The 25,701-nt window shown below is 71.9% G+C and carries 22 protein-coding genes; 13 read left to right on the forward strand and 9 right to left on the reverse strand.

From position 1 onward, the window contains the following. The first annotated feature begins 173 nt into the window (after positions 1-173). Together CGE01nite_RS08525 and CGE01nite_RS08530 are read left to right on the forward strand one after the other, a co-directional pair. Complete coding sequence (locus CGE01nite_RS08525) at positions 174-1,043, forward strand: AraC family transcriptional regulator (protein WP_141370254.1); 870 nt, start codon at positions 174-176, stop codon at positions 1,041-1,043. A 196-nt stretch (positions 1,044-1,239) separates the two neighbouring features. Further along, positions 1,240-1,755: a GNAT family N-acetyltransferase gene (locus tag CGE01nite_RS08530; RefSeq protein WP_141370256.1), complete on the forward strand. Its 516-nt coding sequence runs from the start codon at positions 1,240-1,242 to the stop codon at positions 1,753-1,755. 142 nt (positions 1,756-1,897) lie between these two features. On the opposite strand, the gene CGE01nite_RS08535 is transcribed toward CGE01nite_RS08530, so the two are convergent. Continuing rightward, positions 1,898-3,034: an epoxide hydrolase family protein gene (locus CGE01nite_RS08535; protein WP_141370258.1), complete on the reverse strand. Its 1,137-nt coding sequence runs from the start codon at positions 3,032-3,034 to the stop codon at positions 1,898-1,900. Positions 3,035-3,098: 64 nt separating this feature from the next. Here CGE01nite_RS08535 and CGE01nite_RS08540 point away from each other — a divergent pair, with 64 nt between their 5' ends. Continuing rightward, positions 3,099-4,061 carry a helix-turn-helix transcriptional regulator gene (locus CGE01nite_RS08540; protein WP_141370260.1) on the forward strand — a complete coding sequence of 321 codons (963 nt, stop codon included), beginning with the start codon at positions 3,099-3,101 and terminating at the stop codon, positions 4,059-4,061. 37 nt (positions 4,062-4,098) lie between these two features. Here the strand turns inward: CGE01nite_RS08540 and CGE01nite_RS08545 are convergent, their stop codons facing one another. Both CGE01nite_RS08545 and CGE01nite_RS08550 read right to left on the reverse strand, forming a co-directional pair. Further along, complete coding sequence (locus tag CGE01nite_RS08545; RefSeq protein ID WP_141370262.1) at positions 4,099-5,865, reverse strand: hypothetical protein; 1,767 nt, start codon at positions 5,863-5,865, stop codon at positions 4,099-4,101. Positions 5,866-6,191: 326 nt separating this feature from the next. Next, positions 6,192-7,367 carry an RICIN domain-containing protein gene (locus tag CGE01nite_RS08550; RefSeq protein ID WP_141370264.1) on the reverse strand — a complete coding sequence of 392 codons (1,176 nt, stop codon included), beginning with the start codon at positions 7,365-7,367 and terminating at the stop codon, positions 6,192-6,194. 268 nt (positions 7,368-7,635) lie between these two features. On the opposite strand from CGE01nite_RS08550, the gene CGE01nite_RS08555 reads away from it, so the two are divergent. After that, positions 7,636-9,324, forward strand: coding sequence for a cellulose binding domain-containing protein (locus CGE01nite_RS08555; protein WP_229747581.1), 1,689 nt, complete (start codon positions 7,636-7,638; stop codon positions 9,322-9,324). 168 nt (positions 9,325-9,492) lie between these two features. Here CGE01nite_RS08555 and CGE01nite_RS08560 read toward each other — a convergent pair whose 3' ends face one another. Further along, complete coding sequence (locus tag CGE01nite_RS08560; RefSeq protein WP_141370268.1) at positions 9,493-10,374, reverse strand: alpha/beta fold hydrolase; 882 nt, start codon at positions 10,372-10,374, stop codon at positions 9,493-9,495. An 88-nt stretch (positions 10,375-10,462) separates the two neighbouring features. On the opposite strand from CGE01nite_RS08560, the gene CGE01nite_RS08565 reads away from it, so the two are divergent. The 3 genes from CGE01nite_RS08565 (at position 10,463) to CGE01nite_RS08575 (ending at position 12,333) form a co-directional block, all read left to right on the forward strand. After that, positions 10,463-10,948, forward strand: coding sequence for a MarR family winged helix-turn-helix transcriptional regulator (locus tag CGE01nite_RS08565; protein WP_141370270.1), 486 nt, complete (start codon positions 10,463-10,465; stop codon positions 10,946-10,948). Positions 10,949-10,963: 15 nt separating this feature from the next. Then, positions 10,964-11,632 (forward strand): pyridoxamine 5'-phosphate oxidase, encoded by a 669-nt coding sequence (gene pdxH, locus CGE01nite_RS08570; RefSeq protein WP_229747582.1) that lies wholly within the window; start codon positions 10,964-10,966, stop codon positions 11,630-11,632. 518 nt (positions 11,633-12,150) lie between these two features. Further along, positions 12,151-12,333 (forward strand): hypothetical protein, encoded by a 183-nt coding sequence (locus CGE01nite_RS08575; RefSeq protein ID WP_141370274.1) that lies wholly within the window; start codon positions 12,151-12,153, stop codon positions 12,331-12,333. A 372-nt stretch (positions 12,334-12,705) separates the two neighbouring features. Here the strand turns inward: CGE01nite_RS08575 and CGE01nite_RS08580 are convergent, their stop codons facing one another. The 3 genes from CGE01nite_RS08580 to CGE01nite_RS08590 form a co-directional block, all read right to left on the reverse strand. After that, positions 12,706-12,927: a VOC family protein gene (locus CGE01nite_RS08580; protein WP_141370276.1), complete on the reverse strand. Its 222-nt coding sequence runs from the start codon at positions 12,925-12,927 to the stop codon at positions 12,706-12,708. A gap of 209 nt (positions 12,928-13,136) precedes the next feature. Beyond that, positions 13,137-14,201, reverse strand: a complete 1,065-nt coding sequence (locus CGE01nite_RS08585) for a hypothetical protein (RefSeq protein ID WP_141370278.1) — start codon at positions 14,199-14,201, stop codon at positions 13,137-13,139. A gap of 190 nt (positions 14,202-14,391) precedes the next feature. Further along, entirely contained in the window at positions 14,392-16,275 is a 1,884-nt protein-coding gene (locus CGE01nite_RS08590) for a DUF2075 domain-containing protein (protein ID WP_218022611.1), read from the reverse strand. A 402-nt stretch (positions 16,276-16,677) separates the two neighbouring features. Between CGE01nite_RS08590 and CGE01nite_RS08595 the strand changes: the two genes are divergently transcribed. After that, the gene (locus CGE01nite_RS08595) at positions 16,678-16,977 is read left to right on the forward strand and encodes a hypothetical protein (protein ID WP_141370279.1); all 300 of its coding nucleotides are present in this window, start codon (positions 16,678-16,680) and stop codon (positions 16,975-16,977) included. 49 nt (positions 16,978-17,026) lie between these two features. After that, positions 17,027-18,085 carry an HNH endonuclease gene (locus CGE01nite_RS08600; RefSeq protein ID WP_218022612.1) on the forward strand — a complete coding sequence of 353 codons (1,059 nt, stop codon included), beginning with the start codon at positions 17,027-17,029 and terminating at the stop codon, positions 18,083-18,085. Between the two features lie 995 nt (positions 18,086-19,080). Here CGE01nite_RS08600 and CGE01nite_RS08605 read toward each other — a convergent pair. Then, entirely contained in the window at positions 19,081-19,779 is a 699-nt protein-coding gene (locus CGE01nite_RS08605) for an ABC transporter ATP-binding protein (protein ID WP_141370281.1), read from the reverse strand. Positions 19,780-19,795: 16 nt separating this feature from the next. Next, positions 19,796-20,890 carry an ABC transporter permease gene (locus tag CGE01nite_RS08610; RefSeq protein WP_141370283.1) on the reverse strand — a complete coding sequence of 365 codons (1,095 nt, stop codon included), beginning with the start codon at positions 20,888-20,890 and terminating at the stop codon, positions 19,796-19,798. Between the two features lie 151 nt (positions 20,891-21,041). On the opposite strand from CGE01nite_RS08610, the gene CGE01nite_RS08615 reads away from it, so the two are divergent. From CGE01nite_RS08615 to CGE01nite_RS08630, 4 genes are all read left to right on the forward strand, one after another. Further along, positions 21,042-22,352: a sensor histidine kinase gene (locus CGE01nite_RS08615; protein WP_141370285.1), complete on the forward strand. Its 1,311-nt coding sequence runs from the start codon at positions 21,042-21,044 to the stop codon at positions 22,350-22,352. Next, the gene (locus CGE01nite_RS08620; RefSeq protein WP_141370287.1) at positions 22,349-22,975 is read left to right on the forward strand and encodes a response regulator; all 627 of its coding nucleotides are present in this window, start codon (positions 22,349-22,351) and stop codon (positions 22,973-22,975) included. The genes CGE01nite_RS08615 and CGE01nite_RS08620 overlap by 4 nt, the downstream gene beginning before the upstream one ends. 208 nt (positions 22,976-23,183) lie before the next feature. Further along, positions 23,184-25,043, forward strand: a complete 1,860-nt coding sequence (gene dnaK, locus CGE01nite_RS08625; RefSeq protein ID WP_048341315.1) for a molecular chaperone DnaK — start codon at positions 23,184-23,186, stop codon at positions 25,041-25,043. Further along, the gene (locus tag CGE01nite_RS08630) at positions 25,040-25,675 is read left to right on the forward strand and encodes a nucleotide exchange factor GrpE (protein ID WP_048341314.1); all 636 of its coding nucleotides are present in this window, start codon (positions 25,040-25,042) and stop codon (positions 25,673-25,675) included. Before dnaK ends, CGE01nite_RS08630 begins: the two co-directional genes overlap by 4 nt. Positions 25,676-25,701 lie beyond the last annotated feature (26 nt).

Raw genomic sequence — 25,701 nt, forward strand, 5'->3', positions numbered from 1 at the left:
GCCGACCTCGGTTCGTCGGGCCGCGTCGTCGGGCTGCGGCGCCGACGCAGCGTTCGTCGGGAGAGGGCCGCGCGCGACTCGTCGGCCGCGGCGCGCGACTGATCGAGACGAACCGCGATGATCGGGTCCCAGGCGTGCGAGCACGGGGACAGTGGTCGTCGGAAGGGAGCACCGTGATCACCTGGCTCAACCAGCTCGTGGACCTCGTCGAGGACGACCTCACCGAGGACCTCGGCGTCGACCGGCTCGCCGCCCGGCTCGGGACCACCGAGTACCACCTGCGGCGGATGTTCTCGGCGCTGGCCGGGATGCCGTTGTCGGAGTACGTGCGGCGCCGGCGGATGACAGCGGCCGCGGCGGACCTCGTCGCCGGGTCCGACGACCTGCTGACCCTCGCCGTGCGCTACGGCTACGGGTCCGCCGAGGCGTTCGGCCGGGCGTTCCAGGCCGTGCACGGCGTCAGCCCGGGCCAGGCCCGTCGCGACGGTGGCCCCTTCCGCACCCAACCCTGTCTCAGGTTCCGCCTGACCGTCGAAGGAGCAGCTCCCATGGACGTCCGCCTCGTCACCCGACCCGCCTTCCACCTGGCCGGCCACGCCGCCCGCGTCCCGCTCGTGCACCAGGGCGTCAACCCGGCCATCGCGCAGCACGTGTCGTCGCTTGAGCCGCAGGAGCACCAGCGGCTCAAGTCGCTGGGCGACACCGAGCCGCACGGTCTGCTCGCCGTGAGCGCCGATCTCGACCCGGACCGCCGCGAGGGCTCCGAGCTCACCTACCTGCACGGCGTCGCGCTCGCCGACGCCCTCGCGGTTCCCGACGACCTCGACGTCCTGCCGGTCGAGGCCGGCGCGTGGGCGGTCTTCCGAGCGTCCGGTCCCTACCCGGACGCGTTGCAGACCCTGTGGGCCGCGACCGCGACCGAGTGGTTCCCGTCGAACCCCTGGCGCCTGCGGCCCGGGCCGGAGATCGTCGTGGTGGTCGACCGCGCCGAGGACTTCAGCACCGCGACGGTCGAGCTCTGGCTGCCGGTCGAGCCGAGCTGAGCCGGCCCGTCAGAGCGGCATGTCCCCGAGCTGGCCGACGCCCGTCAGGGCAGGACAGGACCGCGCCGACGACGACCGCCACGACGTGCGGCAGGACGACGTGCGGCACGTGCCAGGACCGGCGGATCAGCCGCCTGACCGTGGCGGGGTCGAGTCGCCGCTCGGCGTCGCGGCCTCGTCGTGACACCATCGCCGCATGGCGGCGATCCGCGGGCTGGGCACCCTCGAGACCGAACGCCTCGTGCTGCGGCCCCGACAGGTCGACGAGGCCGCGACCTACCGCTACCTGTGGACGGAGAGGGACCCGCGGGTGCCTCCGCACCGAAGGATCGACGCCGACGGCCGGCCGACCGTGGCGGAGATCGCTGCGCTGATCGAGGACGAGCCCGGACTCCTCGCCGTCCAGCGCAGGGACACGGCCGAGGTGATCGGGTACTGCGGCCTGACCGGCTACGGGAGCGCGTCGCCCGACGAGCAGGAGCTGGCCTTCGAGCTGCTGCGCGCAGCCCACGGCCGCGGCTACGCCACCGAGGCGGGCGGCGCGGTGGTCGCGTGGGCACGCGAGGCGGGCTGCCCCCGGCTGTGGGCGACGGTGTGGGACTGGAACGTGGCGTCGCGCCGGGTGCTCGAGAAGCTCGGGTTCCACGAGACGGGCGCGGTGGTGGCCGAGTCCGTCCACGGCCACAGCCTGGCCACGGTCCGGCAGTTCTGAGAGGCGGTCCTGCGCGCCCGCCCGCCCTGTCCAGCCGGTCGCTCGGTCGCGATCCGCTCGACTCGACCTGCAGCCAGGGTGGCACCGCGGCCCGGACCGGCCGCATCGAAGAGGTCTCTGCGCGGCCGGCCCGGGCGCCGGGTCACGAGAGGCTGCGGACGAAGGTGCGCAGGTCGTCGGCGAGCAGCTCCGTCGCGTCCATCGCGGGGAAGTGGCCCCCCTCGTCGAACTCGCTCCAGTGCGCCGCCGCACCCCACGGGTCCAGCGCGCGGCGCATGAGCGGGTGGGTGTCGAACACGGCCCACCCGGACGGCACCGTGGGGGCGAAGGCGAAGTAGTCGATCGTCGAGTGCTCCGCCTCGTAGTAGAGCTGGGCGCTCGACGCCCCGCCGCGGGTGAACCAGTACAGGCTGACGTTCGTCAGGAGCTGGTCGCGGTCGACCGCCTCGTCGGGCAGCCGGGCGGCGCCGCGCGGGCTGAACTTCTCGGCGATCCAGGCGAGCTGGCCGGCCGGTGAGTCGGTGAGCGCCGGCCCGATCGTGTCGGGACGGTGGTTCTGCAGCTCGAGGTAGCCGCGTTCGCCGACGAGCTCGGCGCGCACGGTCTCGAGCGCGGCGACCTCGTCGTCGGACAGCCCCTCGGGGACGGGGAATTGGTGCCCGACCATGGCGAGCAACCGCCGGTCGCAGCCCACGTGCGTGCCGATGACCCGCTCGGGGTGGCGGGCCGCGAGCAGGCTCGTGGTGCCCGAGCCGATGTCAGTGCCGTGGACCGCGAACCTGTCGTAGCCCAGCCGCGTCATGAGCTGGGCGTAGGCCTCCGCGGTGCGCGCCAGCTCCCAGCCGGTGCCGGACAGCGGCGTGGAGAAGCCGAAACCGGGCAGCGACGGCACGACCACGTGGAAGTCGTCGGTGAGCAAGGGGATCAGGCGCTGGTACTCCACGAACGAGCCGGGCCAGCCGTGGTTGAGCACGAGCGGCGTCGCGTCGGGGTTCGTCGAACGCGCGTGCAGGACGTGGAAGGTCTGGCCGTCGACGACCGTCGTCAGGTGCTCGTGCTCGTTGAGCCGTGCCTCCTGCGCGCGCCAGTCGAACTCGTGCTGCCAGTACTCGGCGAGCTCCCGGAGGTAGGTGAGCGGGATGCCGCGGCTGAAGTCGGTCCGGTCGTCGCGGCCGGGCACGGGGTCGGGCCAGCGGGTGCGCGCCAGGCGCTGGCGAAGGTCGTCGACCTCGGCCTGCGGGATGTCGATGCGGAAGGGGATGAGTGCGTTCTCGGTCATGGAACGAGACGCTCCCAGGCGATGCGGCAGACTTCCTTCCGCGATCGGTGTCAGGATCGCGGCCATGGTGGAGACCTCGGCGCGACTGCTCCGGATGCTCTCGTTGCTGCAGGCCAAGCGCGACTGGACGAGCGCCGAGCTCGCCGCACGCCTGGACGTCAGCACGAGGACCGTGCGGGCCGACGTCACCAAGCTGCGCTCGCTGGGCTACCCGGTGGACGCGCGTCCCGGCGTGGCCGGCGGGTACCGGTTGGTCGCGGGGACGGCGATGCCGCCGCTCCTGCTGGACGACGACGAGACGGTCGCCGTCGCGGTCGCGCTCGGTGCCGCCGCCGGCCGGGGGCTCGCCATGGCGGAGACGTCGCTCACGGCCCTCGCGAAGCTCGAGCAGGTCCTGCCCTCGCGGCTGCGCCGCCGCGTCGAGGCGGTCCGCGACTCCACGAGCGCCGTGCCGACGGCGGGCCCCTCGCTCGACCTGTCGGTGCTCGGCGCGGTGGCCGCCGCCATCCGCGGCCGTGAGCGCCTGCGGTTCGGCTACACCACGCGTCACGGCCGGGCCGCCGCGCGCCACACCGAGCCGCAACGGCTCGTCGCCTGGGGCCCGCTGTGGTACCTGCTCGCGTGGGACCTCGACCGGGACGACTGGCGCGTCTTCCGCGTCGACCGCATGACGCCCCGCCCACCCACGGGTGCCCGGTTCCGGCCGCGCTCGATCGGCGAGGACGAGGCCGTCGCGCTCGTCGTCGCGCGCGTCAGCAAGGCGGCGTGGGCGTACCGCGCGCGGGTCCTGGTCCACGCCCCCGCGGCCACGGTCAGGGCGACGCTCCCGATCTCCCTCGACATCGAGGAGATCGACGGGTCCGCCTGCCGGTTCGAGCTCGGCGCGGACGACCCGGACCGGCTCGCGCTGTGGCTGACCCAGCTCGACGCGGACGTCGAGGTGCTCGACGGCGACGAGCTGGCGCGGGCGTTCGACCGCCTCGCGACGAGGCTGCACCGCGCCGCTCGCGTCACCCCGGCGCGGTGACCTGCATCGACGCCCGTCGGAGCGGACCGGAACGAGGTCAGCGTGGCTTGGGCGGCATCCTCCACGTGAGGGCATAGGGGGTGTCGGCACCCGCGACGGACCGGTAGGCCAGCGCGAGGACGTGCCCGCGCTCGCTCAGGTCGACGACCTTCGCGACACCCTCACCGCTCTCGCCGAGCATCAGCAGGTCGCCCGGCTGCCACACGAACGCCTGGCGCGTCCCCTCAGCGGGGTCCAGCAGGGCGACCCCTGCCACCTGCCCGGCGTCGTTGACCTGGTTGGCGAACGTCTGCAGCCCCTTCGGGCCGACGAGCGTGAGCCTCCCGCGCTGCCACAGGTACGTGCGGCCGAGCGGCCACTCCGAGAGGTGTGACCCGGTGACGACCACGGCCTCGCCGCGCTCGTTGATCGCCGTCGCCCAGGACGCCTCGTCGGCGCGCAGCCCGGGGACGTGCACCTGAGTGATCCGCCCGTCGGCCCAGATCGCCGCCCGGGGTGCCGTGCCGTGGCGCTGGACCGCGCCCGCGACCTGCCCGGCGTCGTTGAGGTCGAGGCCCCACATGGCACCGGTCGCGTCGCGCAGCACGCGTGTGCGTCCCCGTTCGACGACGAAACTCGCCTCGACACCGTCGCGAGTCACACCGAGCCCCAGGAACGTGCCCTGGTCGTTGACGTCCTGGAACCGCAGCGTGCTGTGGCTCTCGATGCCGCAGCCCTGTCCGCCGATGCTCGCGAGTCGCGTGATCGCCGGGCTGACGACGAGGTCCGTCCTGACACCGGCCCGCCACACGTAGGCCGTCTCGGGTCCGATGCGGTCGCCGTCCGCGTCGTAGCGGGTCCCGCCCGTCCAGCCGTTCTCGGTGATGCGGTGCACGGACGAGTTCGTCGCGAGGACGGTCAGGGCGCCGTCCTGCCAGTGGTAGGCGGGGTCCCCGACGATCTCGCCCGCGTTGTTGATGGCGCACGGCTGCCAGTCGCCCTCGAGGTCCGTCGTCGCTCCCTCCTGCCAGATGAACGGCGTCCGGTCCTCGTTCGCCACGTCGCCGTAGTGGTAGCCGACGACCTGGCCGCGGTCGTTCACAGCGGTCGGGACGACGACCCCGTCGTCACCGACGCGCACAGAGCTCTGCGGGTACAGGCGCTCGAGATCGAGGTACGGGCCGAAGGGCTCGTCCCAGCTCTGCGTCAACGTCCGGCCGGGGAGCAGCGTGAACACGTTCGCCTGCTCGAGGGTGTCCTTGTCGTTCGCGAAGTCGGGCGCGTACGGGCCCGGCACGACTGCGCCGACCTTCACGTCCCCTGCCGGAAGGCCGGTGATGCGGTAGCGGTCGCTCTCCGCTCGTACGGACTTCAATGCGTGCCCGGTGACCGAGTCGTACACCGTGACGGTGGCGCCGAGCACGGGGTCGAAGTTCGCGAGCACCTGCCCCTCGATCGCGGCCCCGGCGTTCGCGACCGTGATGCGGTCCGCGTCCTGCAGCCGGTGGCTGCGGGTGTCGCGGACCGTGAGCCGGTGGTGGCCCGTCCCGACGAGCGTCACGCCGGTGAACGTGTGCACCCCGCCGTCCGCCCGCGTGAACGTGTAGTCCGGCGGCAGCGCGCGCACCTGCCGGTCGTCGGTCGAGAAGCTCACCGTGCCGACGTAGGGGCCGGTGTCCCGGCCGGTGGGGCGGAGCCGGACGGTGACGTCGAACGGGACACCCGCGACGACGCGCGTGGGTGCGGACAGGCTGACGACGTGACCTCGTCCCGTCGCGGCGGCGGGCGATGCGGCGACCAGCCCGAGCGCGGCGAGACCGAGCACCGCGACCGACCACCGTCCAGCTCCCCTCCGAGCCGCTCTGGTGTGTCGTCCTCCTCGCGAGGTCGCCATGTCGTGCGCTCCTCCCGGGGCAGAGCGAGGCGGCGCCTCGACTCTCGCTGCCCCTTGACCCCGGGGTAGACCGCGGTCGCCGAGCGGCACAACTCTCAGTGGCGACTTCACCCTGCTCGGCACGCGCGCGTCGGAGCTCACCCACCGCGACGGTCCGGACGAAAGGGACCAATGCCCCAACGTCCGGCGTCGTCGGCGGCGGGTCCTCGTCGGACCTGCCGGCCAGTGCGGGTGCCCCCGGTCTCAGTCCGCCCTTCTCAGCCCACCTTGACGAGCTGCCACTGCTGGTTGGCGCCGTTCCAGTCGGAGTACTGGACGATGTTCCCGCCGTCGGCCGTGGAAGCGCCCTGCACCTCGACGGCCTTGCCGCTGTGGCGGGCGATCAGCTGGACGTACCCGTCGATCGTCTGGATGCTGAACTGCTGGTTGGCGGCGTTGTTGTCGCTCCACTGGATGATCGCCGCACCGTCGGCGGTGGACCTGGCGGACACGTCGAGGATCTTGCCCGACAGCCGCGACTTCACCTTGTAGTAGCCGTTGCCGGCGTTGACGAACTGCCACTGCTGCTGGTTGCCGTTGTTGCGCGACCACTGGGTGATGCGCGCGCCGTCGGCGGTGGAGAAGTTGTAGACGTCGAGGGCCTTGCCGCTGTTGCGGTTGACGAGCGCGTACCAAGCGGAGGTGTCCACGGGACCGGAGCCCTGGCCCGGGTCGGAGCCGCCGCTGGGGTTCCCGATGCTCCCCGGCACGGCGCGCAGCGCGGTGAACCAGGCGGCGGCCATCTTGTCGTAGCCCGTCGCGTTGGGGTGAACGCCGTCGCCCAGGTCGGCGGTGGTCAGCGCCCGGTACATGTCGACGAGGTGGACCTTCTTCCCGGCGGCGGCCCTGCTCGACACGATGCCGGGGATGGCGGAGTTGTAGGCCCGGACCTGCGAGTCGGCGAACGACACCGGGATCAGGGTCGCGACGAACACGTCGGTCTGCGGGGACGTGCTCGTGATCTTGTCGATGACGGACGCGAGCCGGGCGGGTGCGTTCGCCAGGTCGCGGTTCTGGGTGATGTCGTTGGTGCCGATGTGCAGCAGCACGGTGCGCGGCTGGTAGGTCCGTACCCAGTTCACGACGTTGGCGTCGATCTGGTCGATCCGCCAGCCCCCGTGCCCCTCGTGGTCGTGGTCCCACAGGCTGGCCGGGCCGTTGAAGGCCGACCCGACGAAGTCGGTGGTGTAGCCGTACTGCGCCAGGCGCTGCCACAGCCCGACGCGGTAGCCGCCCCCACCGGGGTAGCCCTCCGTGATCGAGTCGCCCAGGGGCATCACGCGCGTGCCCCCGTTGCTCTCGGCGGTGGCGGGCGCGGACTGCGCCACGACACCTCCGGCCAGGGCGACGCAGAGGGTGACGGCGAGCAGCAGCCGTCGGCCGATCCGGTGCATGTCTGCCTCCGATGTGAGCGCTCACAGGGTACGAAATCCCCACTGTGGCACGGGGCTCGTGGGGCCTGCGATCGGCCCAAACGGTTAGGGGCTGGGTCGCTGGACAAGGTCGATCCGGGCCGCGAGAGTCACGCCGACCGGTGACCTCCGGCCCCAGTCCGCCGACTGCCCACGGGGACCGTCGGCGCGCATCGAACGACCAACGGCGATCGGACGAATCATGCGAGGAACTCAATGGCGGCGCCGGCTCTGGCCCGCGGCTCTGGCGGTGGCGACGCTGGTCACCGGGGGGACGGTCGCGGTGGCGCCCGCGGCGACCGCCGCGACCGGCTGCCGGGTGGACTACGTCGTCCCCTCGCAGTGGAACGGCGGTTTCACGGCCAACGTCAAGGTCACCAACCTCGGTGACCCGGTCAGCAGCTGGCTGCTCTCCTGGACCTTTCCCGCGGGCCAGACCGTGACCCAGGCGTGGAACACCACCCTCACCCAGAGCGGCGCCGTGGTCTCCGCGAGGAACGCGTCGTACAACGGCTCGCTGGGCACCGGGGCGTCGGCGGAGATCGGCTTCAACGGCAGCTCCGGCGGCTCCAACCCGGCCCCCACCGCGTTCACGCTGAACGGGACCACGTGCACGGGGTCGACCACCGGCACCCCGACGCCGACACCGACGCCTACCCCCACGCCCACCCCCACGCCCTCCGCCACGCAGACGCCGCCGCCACCGACCTCGTCGGCGGACCTGACCGTCAACACCGGCACCAAGTACCAGACGATCGACGGCTTCGGTGCCGCCGTGTCGATCTGGGGAGGTGCGTGGTCGACGGCCGACACCCAGACGCTCGTCGGGATGGGGGACAACCAGCTGGGCCTGTCCATCGTGCGCACGGGCATCTCGCCGGTCTCGAGCGAGTGGGGAACCCAGGTCAGCGCGCTCAAGACGGCGAAGTCGTACGGCTCGAACGTGAAGATCCTGGCCTCGCCGTGGACCGCGCCCGCGGCGTGGAAGACGAACAACAGCCGCACCGGCGGCGGGTCGCTCAAGTCCGACTACTACGACGACTACGCCAACCACCTGAACAGCTACGTGCAGTACATGCGGAACCAGGGCGTCACGATCGACGTGACGTCGGTGCAGAACGAGCCCGACTGGCACCCCGACTACGACTCGATGGCCTGGACCGGGGAGCAGATGCGTACCTTCGTGCGCGACCAGGGCGCCAAGGTGCAGAACACGAAGCTGATGGTGGCCGAGTCGCTCGGGTTCAACCGGTCCTACAGCGACCCGACGCTCAACGACGCCGCGGCCCGCAACAACATCGGGTACGTCGGCGGCCACATCTACGGCCAGGAGAACGGGCCGAACCTCTCGCCGTACCCGCTCGCCGCGCAGTACGGCAAGAACCAGTGGATGACGGAGTGGAACTACCACCAGGCCGACGGCAACGGCTCGAACATCTGGGGCGACCCGTCGAACGCCGCCGCCTGGAACGAGACCCTCGACAAGGTCATGTACACCGTGGACCGGTCGATGCAGTCCAGCTGGAGCGCGTACGTCTGGTGGTACGGGCGGCGCTACTACTCGTTCATCGGCGACGGTGAGTCGGCGTTCGGCACCACCGGCGGCGCCGTCCTCAAGCGCGGCTGGGCCTTCTCGCAGTACGCCAAGTACGTCCGCCCGGGCTACCAGCGGGTCGGCCTGACGAAGAGCTCGAAGGCGTCCCCGCTCGAGGTCACGGCCTACGAGGGCGACGGCAAGATCACGCTCGTCATGCTCAACCGCTCGACGAGCGCGGTGAACGGCGCCGTCATCCAGGCGCCGCAGGGCGTCAGGTCCGCGCTCCAGACGATGACGTCGCAGTACTCGAGCCGCGCGGCGCGGACCACGAGCGTCAACGGCAGCCAGGTGACGGTCGACGTCCCCGCCCGGAGCATCTCGACCGTCGTCATCACGCTCTGAGCCCTTGAGCGTCCGGCGGACGCGACCGTCCGACGACGGTGCCCCACACCGAGCTGGCGTGGGGCACCGTCGTCGTCGTCGTCGTCGTCGTTGTCGTTGTCGTCGTCGTCGTCGCGGGAGTCCGCCCGACGAGCGCCTGTGGCGAGCCGGGCAGCCGCGCCCCCGGGGTCAGGGCGCGTCGACGGAGCTGGTGAAGTCGAGGATCGCCGCCGCGAGCGCATCGGGAGCCTCCAGCGCGGCGTAGTGACCGACGCCGTCGAGCTGGACCGCGGTGACCTCACCCGCCGTAACCTGACCGAGCGTCGCGGAGGTGAACGGCCCGCCGCCGGCGCCGACGGCGAGCACGGGCACGGTCAGCGGTCGCGATGCCGCCAAGGCCCTGAGGTCGTCGCCCTCGGCCAGCATCGAGCGGTAGAGGCCGACGGCTCCGCGCCAGCCGCCGGGCCGGGCGTACGTGCGGGCGAACTCGTCGACGTCGGCGTCGGTGACGGACCCGGCGACGGCGGTCATGCTCGGGAAGGCCCACTGGCCGAGCAGCTCGCGCTCGCGGCCGGCGAACAGCAGCTGCGGGATGCCGGCCGCCGTCAGGGCGCCGATGTGCCAGGAGCCGCCGTGCGTGACGTCGGCCAGCCCTTCCAGGCCGAACCCGGCCAGGCCCATCTCGATCGCCGTGAGGCTCAGGACGTCCTGCGGGTGCGCGGCCACGAGCCGGAACACGGCCCCTCCGCCGATGTCCTGCGCGCTCACGTGTACTGGCCCCCAGCCGAGGTGCTCGATGAGCCCGTGCAGGTCCTCCGCGGCGGTCGTGCTGTCGTGGTCGTTCTCGGCGGTGCTGGAGTCGCCGAAGCCGCGCAGGTCGACGGCGACGACCCGGTGGGTCCGTGCGAGCAGCGGGATGACCTTGTGGAACGTCCACCAGGTCTCCGGGAAGCCGTGCACGAGCAGGAGGGGCGACCCGGTGGCCCCCGCGGTGACGTAGTGGAGCTGCACACCGTTGATCCGCGCGGTGTGGTGCGCGACGGCGGGGATGGTCGCCTGCGTGGTGCTCATCGTCGACTCCTCAAATAGACAACTAGGTTGTCCATCACAGTAGACAACTTAGTTGTCCATGTCCATCGGGGTGTCTAGGCTCGTCGTCATGTCCCGGTCCGGCGCTGACCTCGCCCTGCTGCTGCTCGGCGGCTTCCGCACGCTCGTGGACGGCGCGATGGCCGAGCTCGCCGCCCGCGGCTACGACGACTTCCGCCCGACCCACGAGTTCGCGATGCGCGCGATCATCGCCGGCGCCGACAGCGCGTCCGACGTCGCACGACGTCTGTCCGTCTCCAAGCAGGCGGCAGCGAAGACCGTCGCGGTGCTCGTCGCGCGCGGCTACGTGTCGAGCGAACCGGACCCGTCCGACGCGCGACGCAACCGGCTCCAGGTCACCGCGCGCGGGCTCGACGTCCTGCGCGAGGGCGAAGCGGTCTTCGAGGACCTGCGCGCCCGGTGGGAGGAGAAGCTGGGCGCCGCGGAGCTCGCGCGCCTCGAGGCGGACCTGGCGACGCTCGTCGGGGACGCCGCGGTGGACCCGGGCGCGCCCGGCTGGGTCGGCCAGGACGCGGTCGCGATCGAGCACGAGTGAGTGAAGGAGGGCGGCGTGCGCAGCGAGTACGCGGGTGAGGGCCTGAGCGAGGACGGCGTGGCGCCGACACCGTTGCGGCAGGTCCGGGCGTGGGTGGCCGACGCACAGGCGCGGCAGGCCGAGCGCGGGGACGTCGTCGAGCCCACCGCGCTGTCCGTCGCGACGGTCGACTCCGACGGGCACGCGAACATCCGCACCGTGCTCATGCGGTTCCTCGACGAGCGCGGGCCCGGCTTCGTCACCGACCTGGGGTCGGCCAAGAGCCGGGAGATCGTCGCCACCGGGTCGGTCGCCGCGTCGCTCACGTGGCCGGCGATGTACCGCGCGGTCCGGTTCCGTGGGCGGGCGGTCCCTGTGGGCCGCGACGAGATCGCCGCCTACTTCGCGACGCGACCCTGGGGGTCGCGGATCAGCGCGTGGGCGTCGGACCAGTCGCAGCCGGTCGCGGACCGGGCGACGCTGGTCGCCGCCTACGAGCGGTACGCCGCGCTCTACCCGGACACCGGCTCCCCCGACGACGTCCCGGTCCCCGACGGGTGGGGCGGCTGGCGGATCGCGTGCGACGAGGTCGAGCTGTGGGCGGGCCGACGCGACCGGCTGCACGACCGGCTCGTCTTCACCCGCGTCGCCGACGGGGATCTCGACACGGCCGGCGCGTGGACGCTCCACCGCCGCCAGCCCTGAGCGCCGCCCCGCCGCGATCGTTGCCTATCCCTCCGCTACCGACCACGACGCTGCTCGGGCTCCGAGAGGACCGGAGGCGGGGACGGCCGTGCAGGTCAACGTCCGCTTCGGGTCCGCGCCGCGCCTCGCAGCGACGACCGCCCACCAGCCCTGACTGTCGACGTCGACACTGATGTCGAGCCCGTCGCCGTCGTCGGCCGGGAGCTCGAGCTGTCTCTGCTCCTGCGCGGCCGCGAGGCACGCGCGACCGTCGGTAAGGCGTACGGATAGTTCCACGACCATGCCATCGGCCACGAGAAGAAGAGCTGGAGCTTGAAGGTCATTCGGGAGCGCGGGACGAGCGCCAAGCCAGCACACATGCAGTTGGCGATCGAGTACCTTACCGGGATCGGCCCCGTGAGCGTCACCATCGACAAGGGCATCCGGTTCAAGGCACACGGCACGCACTACTGGTACGAGACGAGCTGACGATGATCCCTTTCAGTGGACCGTGGTACGAAGGCCTTTGGACTGCGTTGGTGCTCGTCAACGTTGCGTTGATCGTGTTCGCCTACCGAGAGCTCTCGGCCGCGGAGCGGCTGGACGCATGGGCGAAGGTCGCGCTGGGGCTCGCTGCGATCTTCTTGCCGTTCGTCGGCCCAGTGCTCGCGGTGCTCATCGCGCGGGCCTACGGCAGCACGCGGAGGACACGGCCCGCCTGACCCGCTCGGGCGAGGTGGCCCCGGTCGTTGACGATTCTGGCGCGGCTCGGGCGGAGCCTCCGCTCGGCCCACCCGCGACGGCACCTGCCCTCACGTCGCTCTGCACCCTGGCGGCGGTTCACTCCACCCGCGAGCGGACAAGGGAGGCTGGGCTTCCCCGCCTCGGCGCTCCTCGTGCGGGCGTCCTCGGCTGTCGACCGCAGGCCGGGCCGGGGCGGGCGCGACCCAGGAGCGCAGCGGAGCAGGGCGGACGGCGGGGGTAGGCGTTCGCACAGGCTCCGGACGGGGAGGCGCTGGTGCGCACCGCACCAGCGGAGGCAGCGTCGGCCCAGGCACCCGCACACCTCGTCGAGGTGCCACGGCCGTGCTGCGTCAGCCCTGTAGGAGCTCGGGCCGCGGTGCAACCGTCGTGATGCAGAACGGGTGCCCTGCGGGGTCCAGCAGGACCCTCCACCGCGGGTCCGGCTGCGGGTCGGCGAGTCTGGCGCCGAGAGCCACGGCCCGCTCGACAGGCTCGTCCAGCTCGGCCGGGTCGGCGCAGTCCAGGGACACGCCCACGAAGCGCAGGTCGCCGGGCACCGCTGGGGCCGTCATCGCGCCATGGTGTCACCCGGGCGACGAGGGGGTGGAGGTCGCCCCAGCGCCGCCCTGGAGGATTCCCGAGACCTGGTCGCGTCCCGAATGCAGGGATCGTCTCCCGTGCGTGGGCTGCGGTCCGCGCCAGTCATTCGCACGGGGTCGGGACGCGGGAGCCGGTGTGCGGCCGTCTCCCGGCGCTGACCCGGGCCGGGGCGCCCGGCGCCTCAGGTGTGCGCCGGTACCTTCACCAGGATGAGGCGCCGGATGGCAGCACTTGCCTCCTGCGGGGCCGGCAGTCGGATGTACGCGCCGTCCCCGCCGCGGAAGACGCAGTCCACCCCGTACCGGTGGAGCAGTGCGACCGCGGAGTCGTCGGGTTGGTGGGGGAAGAGCGCGGTCAGCACGTCAGGTGGGTCAGAGGCCATTGCCGCGGCGTAGTCGAGCAGCTGGGCCAATGCCTGGCGGACGTGGTGGCGCGCGGCGCTGCTCTTCGCCTCGACGAGCTCGTGCCGACCGCCGATCCAGACGTCGAGGTCCGTGATTCCGACAGCGGTGAGCAGGCGCCTCGCGCTTGCGGCTCGGGGCAGACGGCTGACGTAGTCGTGAACCAGGAGGTTCTCGCCACGGTGCAGCGTGGTCGCCGGGCGCGATGAGACGGTGGCGTCACCAGCGGTGACCACCTCGATGGCGATCTCGCGCACCCATGACAGATCGGTTGCCACCTTGTCGTCTGCGTCCTCGTACTCCTGGAGCGCACGGAAGAGCGCCTCGGAGGCAGGCTCGTCCTCGAGCAGCGGCGCGATGAGGTCGGGGTAGTTCGCGATGATCGCCGCGGCACGGTGGTCGTCGATGTAGGACGGCGTCTGGAACCAGGCAACGCCGGCATCTCGCAGGCCGGCGAGCGGTGCAGCAGCGTGCGCGAACGGCTCCAGGCTGTAGACGTGCAGATAGCTTCCTTCGCGGGGGCGGTTTCGCCACAGGGCGTCCCCGAGCGAGGCGTTCTGCGTCGTGAAGGCGGCACGACCGACGCCCGTCACGTGACCTGTGCCCGTGAGGACGACGACGTCGCCGGGGGCCAGTCGGCGGACGATCGACCCGTGGCGGCCGTACGTCCCCCAGAAGCGTGCCCGGCCGTCCGGGTGCGCCCGTTCGAGCGCGCGGCGGTCGTCGTCGGTGAGTGCCGCCGCCACGGCGCCGGACCGGAAGTCGACCGGTGTCTCGATGGTGGCCTGCCAGTGTTCCCGCGCCTCGGCGTTCGCAGGGCTGACGCCGGTGGGATGGACCAGCACGGCCGGGCCCGACGATGGCGAGGCGGGACGTGGCAGCCCGGACACGGCGGATACCCCCGACCAGCACGAGAACTCGTGCGGAGGGGGCGTGTCCCGTCGGCGTGCGCCGCAGGAAGCCCGTCGAACCGCTTGGTGATGCAGACCCTAGCGAGGGCACCACACCGATCGGTCCAGACGGGCCACGGGCGTGTCACCTGCCCGGCAGGTCCCCGGGTCGGTTGACGAGCTCGCGCAACGCATCGCGGGTCTCCTCGTCCGGCGAGTACAGCAGCGTGCCGACCATCCCGCGGGTGAGCAGCACCTTGTAGACGTGCCGCACCAGGCGGTCGAAGGTGGCGTCGTCCACGCTCGTCCTGCTGCGGAAGTCGGGGTCGCGGTTCTGGTCCCGCCGGGCGACGAACCTGCCGTCCCGCCACACGAGGTCAGGGCCGAGGATGACGCCGTTCCAGTCGTACTCGAAGCCCTGGGCCGTGTAGACGCACCCGACCTGCCCGAAGCCGGCGGGATCGGTCGCCCACAGCGACGACGGAGGTGCCCCGCCGGTGGCGCGGTCGCCCTTGAGGTTCCACGGGCGTGACCAGTCGCCGATCTGGACGTCGGGGACCAGGGTGCCGTCAGGTCGCGGGTCGCTCCAGCGCCAGCAGTAGCCGGCGGTCATACGCGCCTTGAGGCCGGTGTCCTGGTAGGCGCGCAGCCGGGCCTCGAGCTCGTGCGGCGTGTCGACGACGTCGACACGGAAGCCCGGCTCGTCCGCCCAGGCAACGGGTCCGTCGCCGTGCAGCCCGAGCAGCCGCTGCACCCACTCGACGTACCGCTCGCTACCTCCGGCGCGGAACTGCGCCCCCAGGTCGACGTGCCTCACGGTGAGGCCCCGCGCGCGGGCGGCCTGCTCGATCTCCGGGACGCTGCCGAGCTCGCCCGGGCGGACCACCTGGTGCTGGTCGAGCAGGAAGACCGGGACGCGGGCGGCGTCGAGGAGCTCGTCGACCTGAGCGCGTGCCCGCTCACGCAACGTCTTCGGTGTGTAGCGGTTGACGGACTTCTCCCGTAGGCGGTGCGCCTCATCGAGGATGAGCACGTCCAGCCCGTTCTTCTCCGCCGTCATGAAGCTGTTGAAGTACATGAACAGGCTCTTGGTCCGGGTCGAACCCTTGCCGGCCACCTGGCGCAGGGTCTGCGTGAACGACCGCGACCCGGTCGCGTGCAGCACCGTGCGCCCCTGGCGCGCCAACTCGCCCAGAAGCGACAGCGCGATCACGCTCTTGCCGCTGCCGGGACCACCGGCCACGACGACCACCGTCTTCGTGTCCGACGACCGCGCCTCGTCGACGGCCGCCAGCACCATCTCGTAGGCGATGCGCTGCTCGTCGAGCAGGACGAACTGCTCGCGCTCGCGGATCTCGGCGGCCGCGACGCTGAGCAGCTGCCGCGACGGGCGGATCGCCGAGCCGAGGAGCTCGTCGGCGGCGTGGACACCGGGCTCCGGTGCGAGCAGACCCCGCAGCAGGTCGTGCAGCTCGCCGCGGCGCTGGCCGGTGACGAGCCGGGCGGACGACGACGCAGGCATCGCCCGCAGGTCCTGCACGCCATAGTCCGTCGCGTTGTGCAGGTAGGCCACACCGGTCACCGACGCGTGGCCGTCGGCGAGCGACGCCGTGAAGTCCTGCAGGTAGTCGACGTACCCCGCGACCTGCAGCGAAGGGTGTAGCGACGGCCGGTAGGGAGCGCCTTCCACCTCGACGAGCGAGTCGCTGGTCTCCCAGCGCACGGCCGTGCCCCACTGCTTGAGCTCGACCACCACATACGACGGCGCGCCGGTCCGCGGGTGCACACCGGCCAGCACCACGTCCGCGCGCTTGCTGCTCAGCGGCAGGCGATGCTCGAGGATCACCTCGACCCTGCCCAGCCCGGCGTCACGCAGGTCTCGAGCGAGCACCGGCAGGCTGCTCCGCCACGACCGCCGCTCACCGATACTCGGGACTGCGACACCTGCCTGGAAGAGATGGTCCGCGAGCACGCGCTCGATCTCCGAGGAGTCGCTGTCCGTCATGGCGGCGAGCGCGTCGGCGCTCATCCGGTTCAAGCCCACCGAGATCGTCCCCTGGCAGCACGAAGGATCGTGCGGAGGGGACATGTCCGCCGGGAGCGCAGAGCGCGGGGCGGAAGTCCGTCGGGCCGCTTACGTGGGGGACTCTAGCTGGGGCGGATGCGCGCCAGCGGCGTCCCGCGGGTGGAAGGACCGAGGAGCAGCTCCGAAAAGAGGTATGGCGAATCGGGGGTGTGCGGCGAACAACGGGGGTCCGTTCCTCGTGGATGTCAGTGCCGGCGCGGTGCGCCACGGCCGCCCAGTGACCGGCCGAGGCGACGCGAACCAGGGCGCCGCTCAGCTCGAGGATGGCAGGGGCGCCAGGTCCGGTGCGCACCTGTGGGTTCGCGCGCCCCATTCGTCGGACCGAGATTTCCCGGCCGTGACCCTGTGCATTCGCGTGTCGTCATCATGTCCCGCTCGCCGCCGGCGTCGGCCGGGAGCCAACCACGTCATCCACGTCGAGCGGCACTGGAACCCGCCAAGGAGGCGCAGGCCACCGGCCGCAGCCACCGCATCGGTCAGACGCGCGAGCTGCAAGTGCACTATCAGGTCGCCTTACACCCCGACGTGGACTCCTTCGATGTCAACCTTGATCGGACGCTGCGCGCGAAGGCGGCGCTCAAGGATGCGGTGGTGGTGCCGCAGGAGGTGAGGCAGGAGGAGAGCCGGAGCGGGCGCTCGGGCTGAGCGGTGGACTAGTCCTCAAGGCGGCACCGGCGGATGACGACGACCAAGCATGACCCGGATGCGCTATACCCCGGCCGACTACCTCGACCTCACACCTGAGGACGCGCGACGCCAGTGGCTTGCGATCCTGGATCGCCGGCCGGTCGAGCAGGGCCAGCGGCAAGAGAACTTCACGCCCGTCGAGACGGTCCTGTGCCTCGCGGCGATGTACCTCGTCGACAGCTCGCGGTTCAGCAATAGGGCCGCGGTGCACGCGCCGCATCCCGTGCCCGAGCTCGCGCGGCTGTTCCGCCGCCCGCCTACGAGCGTCATCGCCAAGATGGACAACCTCGACGGGGCGCGCCCCAAGGGCAACAAGAACGACGTCCTCGTGGCGGCCGCATTAAGGAGCGACCGTGCGCACCTCGCGGCGGTCTACCGGGCGTGCTTCGCCGGCGCTCGGAGCGTGGGGATAGACGAGGCGGCACTTCCTGACTTCCTCGGGATCGAAGCTGCCGGGGAGGTCTGGCTGCTCGGGCAGGACGAGCTCGGGCCGAGCGTCCTCGAGCTCGCCGTCGCAGAGGCGCTCGGGACTTTCGCTGGTGCCGGATACGACGAGCGGGAGACCGAGCGGATCACGCTCGCCGCCGTCCGTGTCGGCCAGCACCGATTCGCGCGGGACGTCCTCACCAACTGCGGCCACGCGTGCGTGTTCTGCGGGTTCGCACTGCCGAGCGCAGGGCCTTCGCACCTGCTGCGGGCCAGCCACGTGAAGCCGTGGCGCGACGCGACGAAGCGTGAGCGGCTGCACGTCGCCAACGGACTTGCCGCCTGTCCCACGCACGACGCGGCATTCGACCAGGGGCTTCTCACCATCGAGGACGACCTGCGCATCACGGTTGCACCGGGCCTCGCCCTCGACCGTGACCGTCGGCCGGAGGTGCAGCGGTACTTCGGCGCACCGCACCTGTTCGAGCGGGTGGAGCTGCCGCAGAGGGCGGTCGTTATCGACGTGCACTACGCGCAGTGGCACCGAGAGCACGTCTACAGACCGAACGAAACGACGGTTTCCGCGCCGATGCGAGCCTTCCGCCTGACCAAACCTGGGGGCGCGCCGGCGGGGCAGTGACAGGGGCGGAGGCACGGAGCTCTGCGCGGGCGGATCCTGGGCCGGTGCCGTGCAGGCCTTACTCCTGGGCGGCCGGCACGAGCCCTGCAGCGTATGCGCGGTGGACCACGGCGTCACCTCCCGTCGTGTGCGTCGAAGGTGGCGCGATTGGGCGACTCGTCGTTGAGCGGTGGGGTGTCCACTCGCAGTTCGGTGTGTGCCGGCGTGCTGTGACCGTGCGACACGCGCGCCAGTTCCTTCCACCGAGCCCGCGCGGCCGCATGGTGCTCCTCGATCAGCCCCACGACCGGCAGCCGGGTGTCGTGCACCGAGATCCGCCGCCCGTCCAGTACGGCCAGGCTCTCGTGCCGCTCCAGCAGCGTCGGCGCGACCTGGGTCGTCTACGTGCGCGGGTGGAACGTCAGCACCAGCCGGTCGGACAGGCGGTGCAGTCGGCTCGCAGCAGCAGACCGCTGTCGTCCGCGTACTCGGGGCGGTCGGAGAACCGGTACAGGTGCGCCGCGGCGAGACCATCTCCGGCTGCGCCCTTGTGTCCGCGCACGTCGGTCCGAACCGGTCGAGGAGCCGCTCCCGGAAGCGCTGCTGCCCGGCGCGCCGTCGCGCGACGATGTCGACATGACCGCCGACGATCGCCTGCCGTCCCGGACGATCAGGTCACCGTGTGCGATGGCTTGTGTTGACGACTTCCGAGTAGTACACGTCGCGCCGCCCATGGAAGTCGCCGTAGGGGCGGTCGATCAGGTCGTCACCGGTCCGCATGAGGTAGTTCCGGGCCGACGGCAAGGACCCGACACTGCGGCCGCTGGGCGCCATGCGCCGAGGCCAGTAGGAAGGCCTGGCAGCGGGCAAGCTCCCGGTGACGGTTCACCCGCCCGCCGCTACCGGGGGTGGGCGGGTGCGGGTGACGAGAGGGCTGCGTCCGGCTGTCTCATCAAGGTGTCTCGTCGTGCGCGCCGTCGTCAGGCACAGCGGCTCTCGCGGGGCCATCGGTGCACTCACGTCCCGACGGCCGATCGCAATCCTTCTTCCAGTCGTCCGTCGAGCATCCGGACGGTCCGGTCGACCGAGTCGAGGGTCGAGGCGTCGTGCGACACGACGAGTGTGGCCGCGTCGAGCTCGCGGGCAAGGCGCGTGATGAGGTCGATGACCTGGGTGCCGCGCGCGTGGTCGAGCGCCGACGTAGGTTCGTCGACGAGGAGGACCTGCGGGGCGCCGATCAGCGCGCGGGCGATCGCCACACGCTGCCGTTGCCCGCCGGACAGCTGAGCGGGTCGCTTGTGCGCGTGGTCGCTCATCCCCACCTGGGCCAGGAGGTCCAGGGCCCGCGTTCGCAGGCTGGCGGGTCGGTCGCCGCGCAGGTGTGCGTGGAGCTCGAGCTGTTCGAGCGCGGTCAGGGATCCCAGCAGCTGCGGCGACTGGAAGACGATGCCGATCCGGTCGAGACGCGTCCGGGTGGCCGCGGCGACCGTGGTACCGGGGTGGAAGGCGACGTCCTCGCCGATCCGGACCGTGCCCGCGGTGGGCCGGGTGAGACCGGCGGCCACGGCGAGCAGGCTCGACTTGCCGGAACCGGACGGTCCCAGCAGCGCTGTCGTGGTGCCCGAGGGGACTGTCAGGTCGAGGTCCTCGACGGCGGTGAGGGTCGAGTCGCCGTCGGGGTAGACGAGGGTGATGGCGTCCAGGTGCAGGTCCATGGCGTTCCTCCGGTGCTCAGCGCGCGGCGAGTGCGACGTGGGGGTCGATGGTGGTGATGCGGGCGATCGCCAGGACGGCGCCGACGAGGCCGAGGGCGACCAGGGCCGCCGCGGGCAGCAGCGTCGTCGTGGTGGTGACGACCACCGGGACGACGTCGGCCAGGAGGGTCGCGCCGACGGCAGCCACCCCGGTGCCAAGACTGACGCCGATGACCAGCACGAGGAGCGCCTGGCCGATGGCGTCGCGCAGCAGGTAGCGGGTGGACGCGCCGAGCGCCTTGAGGACGGCGATGTCGCCGAAGCGGCTGATGGTCCAGACGGTGAAGAACGCGCCGACCACCAGCGCCGAGATCGCGACGAGGAACGCCTGCATGGTCAGGAGCGAGCCGTTCTCCGACGAGAACGAGCTGATGGCGGCTCGCGACTCGCCGACGCCCAGCGTGGCGGTGCCCGCAGCGGCGTCGGTGCGGCGGACGGTGTCGTCCTGGACGTCGCCCGTCACCGCGACGACCGTCGCGACGTCCCCCTCGTCGGGCGCTGGTGCTCGCCCGCCGATCGTCTGCCAGTCCGCCAGGGCGACCCAGACGACGGGGGTGTGCGCGTAGGACGCGTCGACGTCCAGGACCGCCCCCACCCTCAGGTCGTGCCCCCCGAGGCTGAGGGTGTCGCCGGTGGCGATCGACAGGCCGTCGGCAGCGCCTCGGGACACCGTCACCGTTCCGCCGGCGGGCGCAGGCGCGTCGGCGGGCAGCAGGCTCGATGCCGGCTCGACCCCGAAGGCGGTGACAGCCGCGGTCGTGGCCGCCGACTGCGCGCGTGCGGTGGCCACGCCCAGGAGCTCGGCGTCCTCGACACCGGTCGCCGCCGACCAGGCGTCCCGCTGAGCGGAGGTGACGGTGGACGCAGTGAAGTCCGGGCTGTCGCCCGGCTCGGGCATCGCGAACGCGAGGTGGCCGACCGGGAGGTCGGTGACGGCCGACGTCGACTCCCGGGCCAGGCCGGCGGTCAGCGAGGAGAGGAACGCCACGAGGAAGGTGATCAGGGTGATCACGACGAGCATGAGGGCGAAACGGCCACGGGCGTGGCGCAGGTCGCGCAGCGCGACGAACATGGGACCTCCTGGTCTGCGAGCTGCCACCAGCCTGCGCCGATCGACGGCTCGGTCCATCGGCCCCTGGGACGCACGTCCGCGGACGAAGGGTGGCCGCCCGGCTCCACCTTTCGGCCGATGCGGCGCGGCGGAGCCTGGCTACCGTGGCGACATGCGTGCGCAGACCCTGCCGACGGTGACGCGGCGCCTGCTCGTCGGGCTCGACGTCCTGGTGGCCGGGCTCCTGACAGTGGCCGTCCTGCGCCCCGCCGACTCCGCCCGGCCGTCGGCCACCCTGCTGGCCGCCGCGGCGTTCGCGGCCCTGTACGCGGCCGGGCGCGCCACGATCCGGGTCCACGAGGCACCCTGGGACGCAGGTCGCGGACGGTGGTGGCCGGCGGGTGCGTGGATCGCGGCGCTGATCGTCGTCTGGACGATCCTCCTGCAGGTCAGCGACGGCGCCCTGTGGCTCGCCTTCCCGCTGATGCTGCTGCAGATGCACGTCCTCGGGCCGCACGCCGGGGTGCTCGCCGTCGTCGTGACCACCGTCGTCGCCGCCGTCGACGGCATGCTGCAGCGCGCCCCCGCGGACACCTCCGTCGCGCCGGCGCTCGGCCCGGCCGTCGGTGCGGCGGTCGCCGTGGCCGTCACCCTGGGGCTCGAAGCGCTCGTGCGCGAGTCCCAGGAGCGGCTACGGATGCTCGAGGAGCTCGCCCGCGCCCGTGACGACGTCGCCGCCGCCGAGCGGGAGGCCGCGGTCGCGACCGAGCGCGAGCGCCTCGCCCGCGAGATCCACGACACCCTCGCGCAGGGCTACTCCGCGATCGAGCTCCTCCTGCGGGCAGCGGAGCGGACCGTGGGCCACGACGAGACCCGCGCTCGCGCCTACATCGACCAGGCGCGCACCACCGCGCAGGAGAACCTCGCCGAGGCCCGCCGGTTCGTCCGCGCGCTCGCCCCGGCGGATCTGGACGGGGCGACCCTAGTCGCGGCACTGCACCGCATCGCGGACCGGACCGAGGCCGCTGCGGCCACGTCCCCCGGCGCGGACGACGAGCCTCGGGACGCGGCGCCCGGGTCGCTGATGGTGCGTGTCCAGACCTCGGGCGAGCCCCGAGCCCTCCCGCTCCAGGTCGAGGCCGCGCTCGTGCGCATCGCCCAGTCGGCCCTGGCCAACGTCGTCCAGCACGCCGCCGCCCGGCACGCCACCCTCACCCTCAGCTACCTGCCGGACGAGGTCATCCTCGACGTGGTCGACGACGGACGCGGCTTCGACCAGGACCGCCAGCCCCCACCCGACCGGCCCGGCGGGTTCGGCCTCACCGCGATGCGTTCCCGCGCGCGTGAGCTCGGCGGCTCGCTGACGATCGAGACCAGCCCCGGCGACGGCACCGCCGTCGCGGTCCGCCTCCCCGCGCACGACGAGGACGTCCGAGACCAGGCCCCGACCACCCGTCCGACGCAGCACCAGGAGGACCGGTGATCGACGTCGTGCTCACCGACGACCACCCCGTCGTGCGTGCCGGCCTGCGCGCGGTGATCGAGAGCGAGCCCGACATGCACGTCGTGGAGGAGTTCGGCACCGCCGAGGAGCTCCTGGCCCACGTCCGCAGGGGCGGACGTGCCGACGTGCTGCTGCTCGACCTCCAGTTCGGTCCGGGGCGCCTCGGCGGGGCGGACGCCACCCGGCAGATCGTCCAGGCCGGCGGTCCCCCCGTGCTCGTCCTGACGACTTACGGCTCGGACGCCGACATCCTCACCGCCGTCGAAGCCGGAGCGACCGGGTACCTGCTCAAGGACGCCCCGACAGACGAGCTCACCTCCGCGATCAGGGCCGCAGCCGGTGGAGCCGTGACTCTCGGGCCGGCCGTGCAGGCGCGCCTCCTGGACCGCATGCGCCGCCCCGGCATCTCGCTCACGCTGCGCGAGCTCGAGATCCTCCGCATGGTCGCGCTCGGCCGCTCCAACGACGCCATCGCCCGCGAGCTCGTCGTCTCCCGCGCGACCGTGAAGTCCCACCTCGCCCACGCCTACGACAAGCTCGGCGTCCAGTCCCGAACCGAAGCCGTCGCCGTGGCACGCGAACGCGGCCTGCTCCCGAGCTGACGGAGCCCCGGCACTCCGGGCGGTCCGCGCGTCCTACTGAACTGAGCGCCACCCGCGGGAATGACTGTGCTCGGCGCGGAGTTGAGCCTGACAGACTCAAGTTTGCTGCTCGAACTTGCGACGGCCCGGCGGTCGGGTGCAAGGTTGAGCGCAGCGGACTCAAGAGCGTCCAGTGCATCTGCATCACGATCGAAAGAAGGCACCACACATGGCACGAGCAGTCGGCATCGACCTGGGCACGACGAACTCCGTTGTCTCCGTCCTCGAGGGTGGCGAGCCCACGGTCATCGCCAACGCGGAGGGGTCGCGCACGACTCCGTCGGTCGTGGCGTTCTCCAAGACCGGCGAGGTCCTCGTCGGCGAGATCGCCAAGCGCCAGGCCGTCACCAACGTCGACCGCACGATCACGTCCGTCAAGCGTCACATGGGCACGGACTGGTCCGTCGACATCGACGACAAGAAGTACACGTCGCAGGAGATCTCCGCGCGTGTGCTCGGCAAGCTCAAGCGTGACGCCGAGGCGTACCTGGGCGAGCCCGTCACCGAGGCCGTCATCACGGTCCCGGCGTACTTCAACGACGCCGAGCGCCAGGCCACCAAGGACGCGGGCGCGATCGCGGGCCTCAACGTCCTGCGCATCATCAACGAGCCCACGGCGGCCGCGCTCGCCTACGGCCTGGAGAAGGGCAAGGAGGACGAGCTCATCCTCGTCTTCGACCTCGGCGGTGGCACGTTCGACGTGTCCCTCCTGGAGGTCGGCAAGGACGACGACGGCTTCTCGACGATCGAGGTTCGCGCGACCTCCGGTGACAACCGCCTCGGCGGCGACGACTGGGACAACCGGATCGTCGACTTCCTCGTCACCGAGGTGAAGAACTCGTCCGGCGTCGACCTGTCGAAGGACAAGATCGCGCTGCAGCGGCTGCGTGAGGCGGCGGAGCAGGCCAAGAAGGAGCTCTCGTCGGCCACCAGCACGAACATCTCGCTGCAGTACCTGTCGATGAGCGAGAACGGCCCGATCCACCTGGACACCAAGCTCACGCGGGCGAAGTTCCAGGAGATGACGAAGGACCTGCTGGACCGCACCAAGGCGCCGTTCAACTCGGTCATCCGCGACGCGGGCATCAAGCTCTCGGACATCGACCACGTCGTGCTCGTCGGCGGCTCGACCCGCATGCCCGCGGTCACCGAGGTCGTCACGGAGCTGACCGGCGGTCGTGAGCCCAACAAGGGCGTCAACCCCGACGAGGTCGTCGCCGTGGGTGCCGCGCTGCAGGCCGGCGTCATGAAGGGCGACCGCAAGGACGTCCTGCTGATCGACGTCACCCCGCTGAGCCTCGGCATCGAGACCAAGGGCGGCGTGATGACCAAGCTCATCGAGCGCAACACGGCCATCCCGACGAAGCGCAGCGAGATCTTCTCGACGGCCGAGGACAACCAGCCGTCGGTGCTGATCCAGGTGTTCCAGGGCGAGCGTGAGTTCGCGCGGGACAACAAGCCGCTGGGCACGTTCGAGCTGACCGGCATCGCGCCGGCGCCGCGCGGCGTCCCGCAGATCGAGGTCACGTTCGACATCGACGCGAACGGCATCGTGCACGTGTCCGCCAAGGACCGTGGCACGGGCAAGGAGCAGTCGATGACGATCACCGGCGGCTCGGCCCTCCCCAAGGAGGACATCGAGCGCATGGTGCGCGAGGCCGAGGAGCACGCGGCCGAGGACAAGAAGCGCCGCGAGGACGCCGAGACCCGCAACTCCGCCGAGCAGCTCGTCTACTCCACGGAGAAGCTGCTCGTCGACAACGCGGACAAGCTGCCCGAGGACGTCAAGACCGAGGTGCAGTCCAAGGTCGACGACCTCAAGAAGTCGCTCGAGGGCACGGACGCCGACGACGTGAAGGCCAAGACGGCCGCGCTGTCGACCGCCGCGCAGAAGATCGGCGAGGCGATCTACAGCCAGGCGCAGGCTGACGCGCCGGCGGACGCCCCGGCCGCTGACGCCACCGACGCCTCGTCCGACGAGGACGTCGTGGACGCCGAGATCGTCGACGACGAGGACGACAAGAAGTGACGGACCAGCCGACGACCCCCGGGCCCGAGCAGGGCCCGGGGGGCGGTTCCGACGAGGAGACGCCCCGTTTCACGGACAAGCGCCGCATCGACCCGGAGACGGGCCAGGTGCGTCAGCCGACGCCCGAGGAGGCCGTGATCGCCGAGGCGGAGGCCGCCGCGGCGGCCGGCTCCGAGGGGCTCTCCGACGCGCAGAAGCTCGCCGACGAGCGGCTCGAGGAGCTGCAGCGCGCCAACGCGGCGTACTACAACCTCGAGCAGCAGTACTCGGCGTACGTCAAGCGCTCGAAGGCCGACGCGCTCGCGGCGCACGACCGTGGCGTCGCCGCGGTCGCCGAGGCGCTCATCCCGGTGCTCGACGACATCGAGCTGGCCCGTCAGCACGGCGACCTCGCCGAGGGTCCGTTCGCGTCGATCGCGGAGAAGCTCGAGACGACGCTCGGTCGGTTCGGGGTCGAGCGTTACGGGGCCGCGGGCGACGAGTTCGACCCCGCGATCCACGAGGCGCTCATGCACTCGCACTCGGCCGACGTGACCACGTCGACCGTGCAGATGGTGCTGCAGCCGGGCTACCGCACGAAGGACCGGATCCTGCGCGCGACGCGGGTCGCGGTCGTGGACCCGGAGGGGTGACGAGGACGAGGACGACGAGCAGGAAG

Origin of the sequence: Cellulomonas gelida (assembly GCF_006538725.1) — a bacterium.
GTDB classification, from domain to species: domain Bacteria; phylum Actinomycetota; class Actinomycetes; order Actinomycetales; family Cellulomonadaceae; genus Cellulomonas; species Cellulomonas gelida.

What these genes read in the sequence shown, in the direction of transcription:
- CGE01nite_RS08530 (WP_141370256.1), top strand. Translation starts at nt 1,240, where the DNA reads ATGGCGGCGATCCGCGGGCTGGGCACCCTCGAGACCGAACGCCTCGTG.
- CGE01nite_RS08535 (WP_141370258.1), bottom strand. Translation starts at nt 3,034, where the DNA reads ATGACCGAGAACGCACTCATCCCCTTCCGCATCGACATCCCGCAGGCC.
- CGE01nite_RS08540 (WP_141370260.1), top strand. Translation starts at nt 3,099, where the DNA reads ATGGTGGAGACCTCGGCGCGACTGCTCCGGATGCTCTCGTTGCTGCAG.
- CGE01nite_RS08550 (WP_141370264.1), bottom strand. Translation starts at nt 7,367, where the DNA reads ATGCACCGGATCGGCCGACGGCTGCTGCTCGCCGTCACCCTCTGCGTC.
- CGE01nite_RS08560 (WP_141370268.1), bottom strand. Translation starts at nt 10,374, where the DNA reads ATGAGCACCACGCAGGCGACCATCCCCGCCGTCGCGCACCACACCGCG.
- CGE01nite_RS08565 (WP_141370270.1), top strand. Translation starts at nt 10,463, where the DNA reads ATGTCCCGGTCCGGCGCTGACCTCGCCCTGCTGCTGCTCGGCGGCTTC.
- CGE01nite_RS08580 (WP_141370276.1), bottom strand. Translation starts at nt 12,927, where the DNA reads ATGACGGCCCCAGCGGTGCCCGGCGACCTGCGCTTCGTGGGCGTGTCC.
- CGE01nite_RS08590 (WP_218022611.1), bottom strand. Translation starts at nt 16,275, where the DNA reads ATGAGCGCCGACGCGCTCGCCGCCATGACGGACAGCGACTCCTCGGAG.
- CGE01nite_RS08600 (WP_218022612.1), top strand. Translation starts at nt 17,027, where the DNA reads ATGACCCGGATGCGCTATACCCCGGCCGACTACCTCGACCTCACACCT.
- CGE01nite_RS08605 (WP_141370281.1), bottom strand. Translation starts at nt 19,779, where the DNA reads ATGGACCTGCACCTGGACGCCATCACCCTCGTCTACCCCGACGGCGAC.
- CGE01nite_RS08610 (WP_141370283.1), bottom strand. Translation starts at nt 20,890, where the DNA reads ATGTTCGTCGCGCTGCGCGACCTGCGCCACGCCCGTGGCCGTTTCGCC.
- CGE01nite_RS08615 (WP_141370285.1), top strand. Translation starts at nt 21,042, where the DNA reads ATGCGTGCGCAGACCCTGCCGACGGTGACGCGGCGCCTGCTCGTCGGG.
- dnaK (WP_048341315.1), top strand. Translation starts at nt 23,184, where the DNA reads ATGGCACGAGCAGTCGGCATCGACCTGGGCACGACGAACTCCGTTGTC.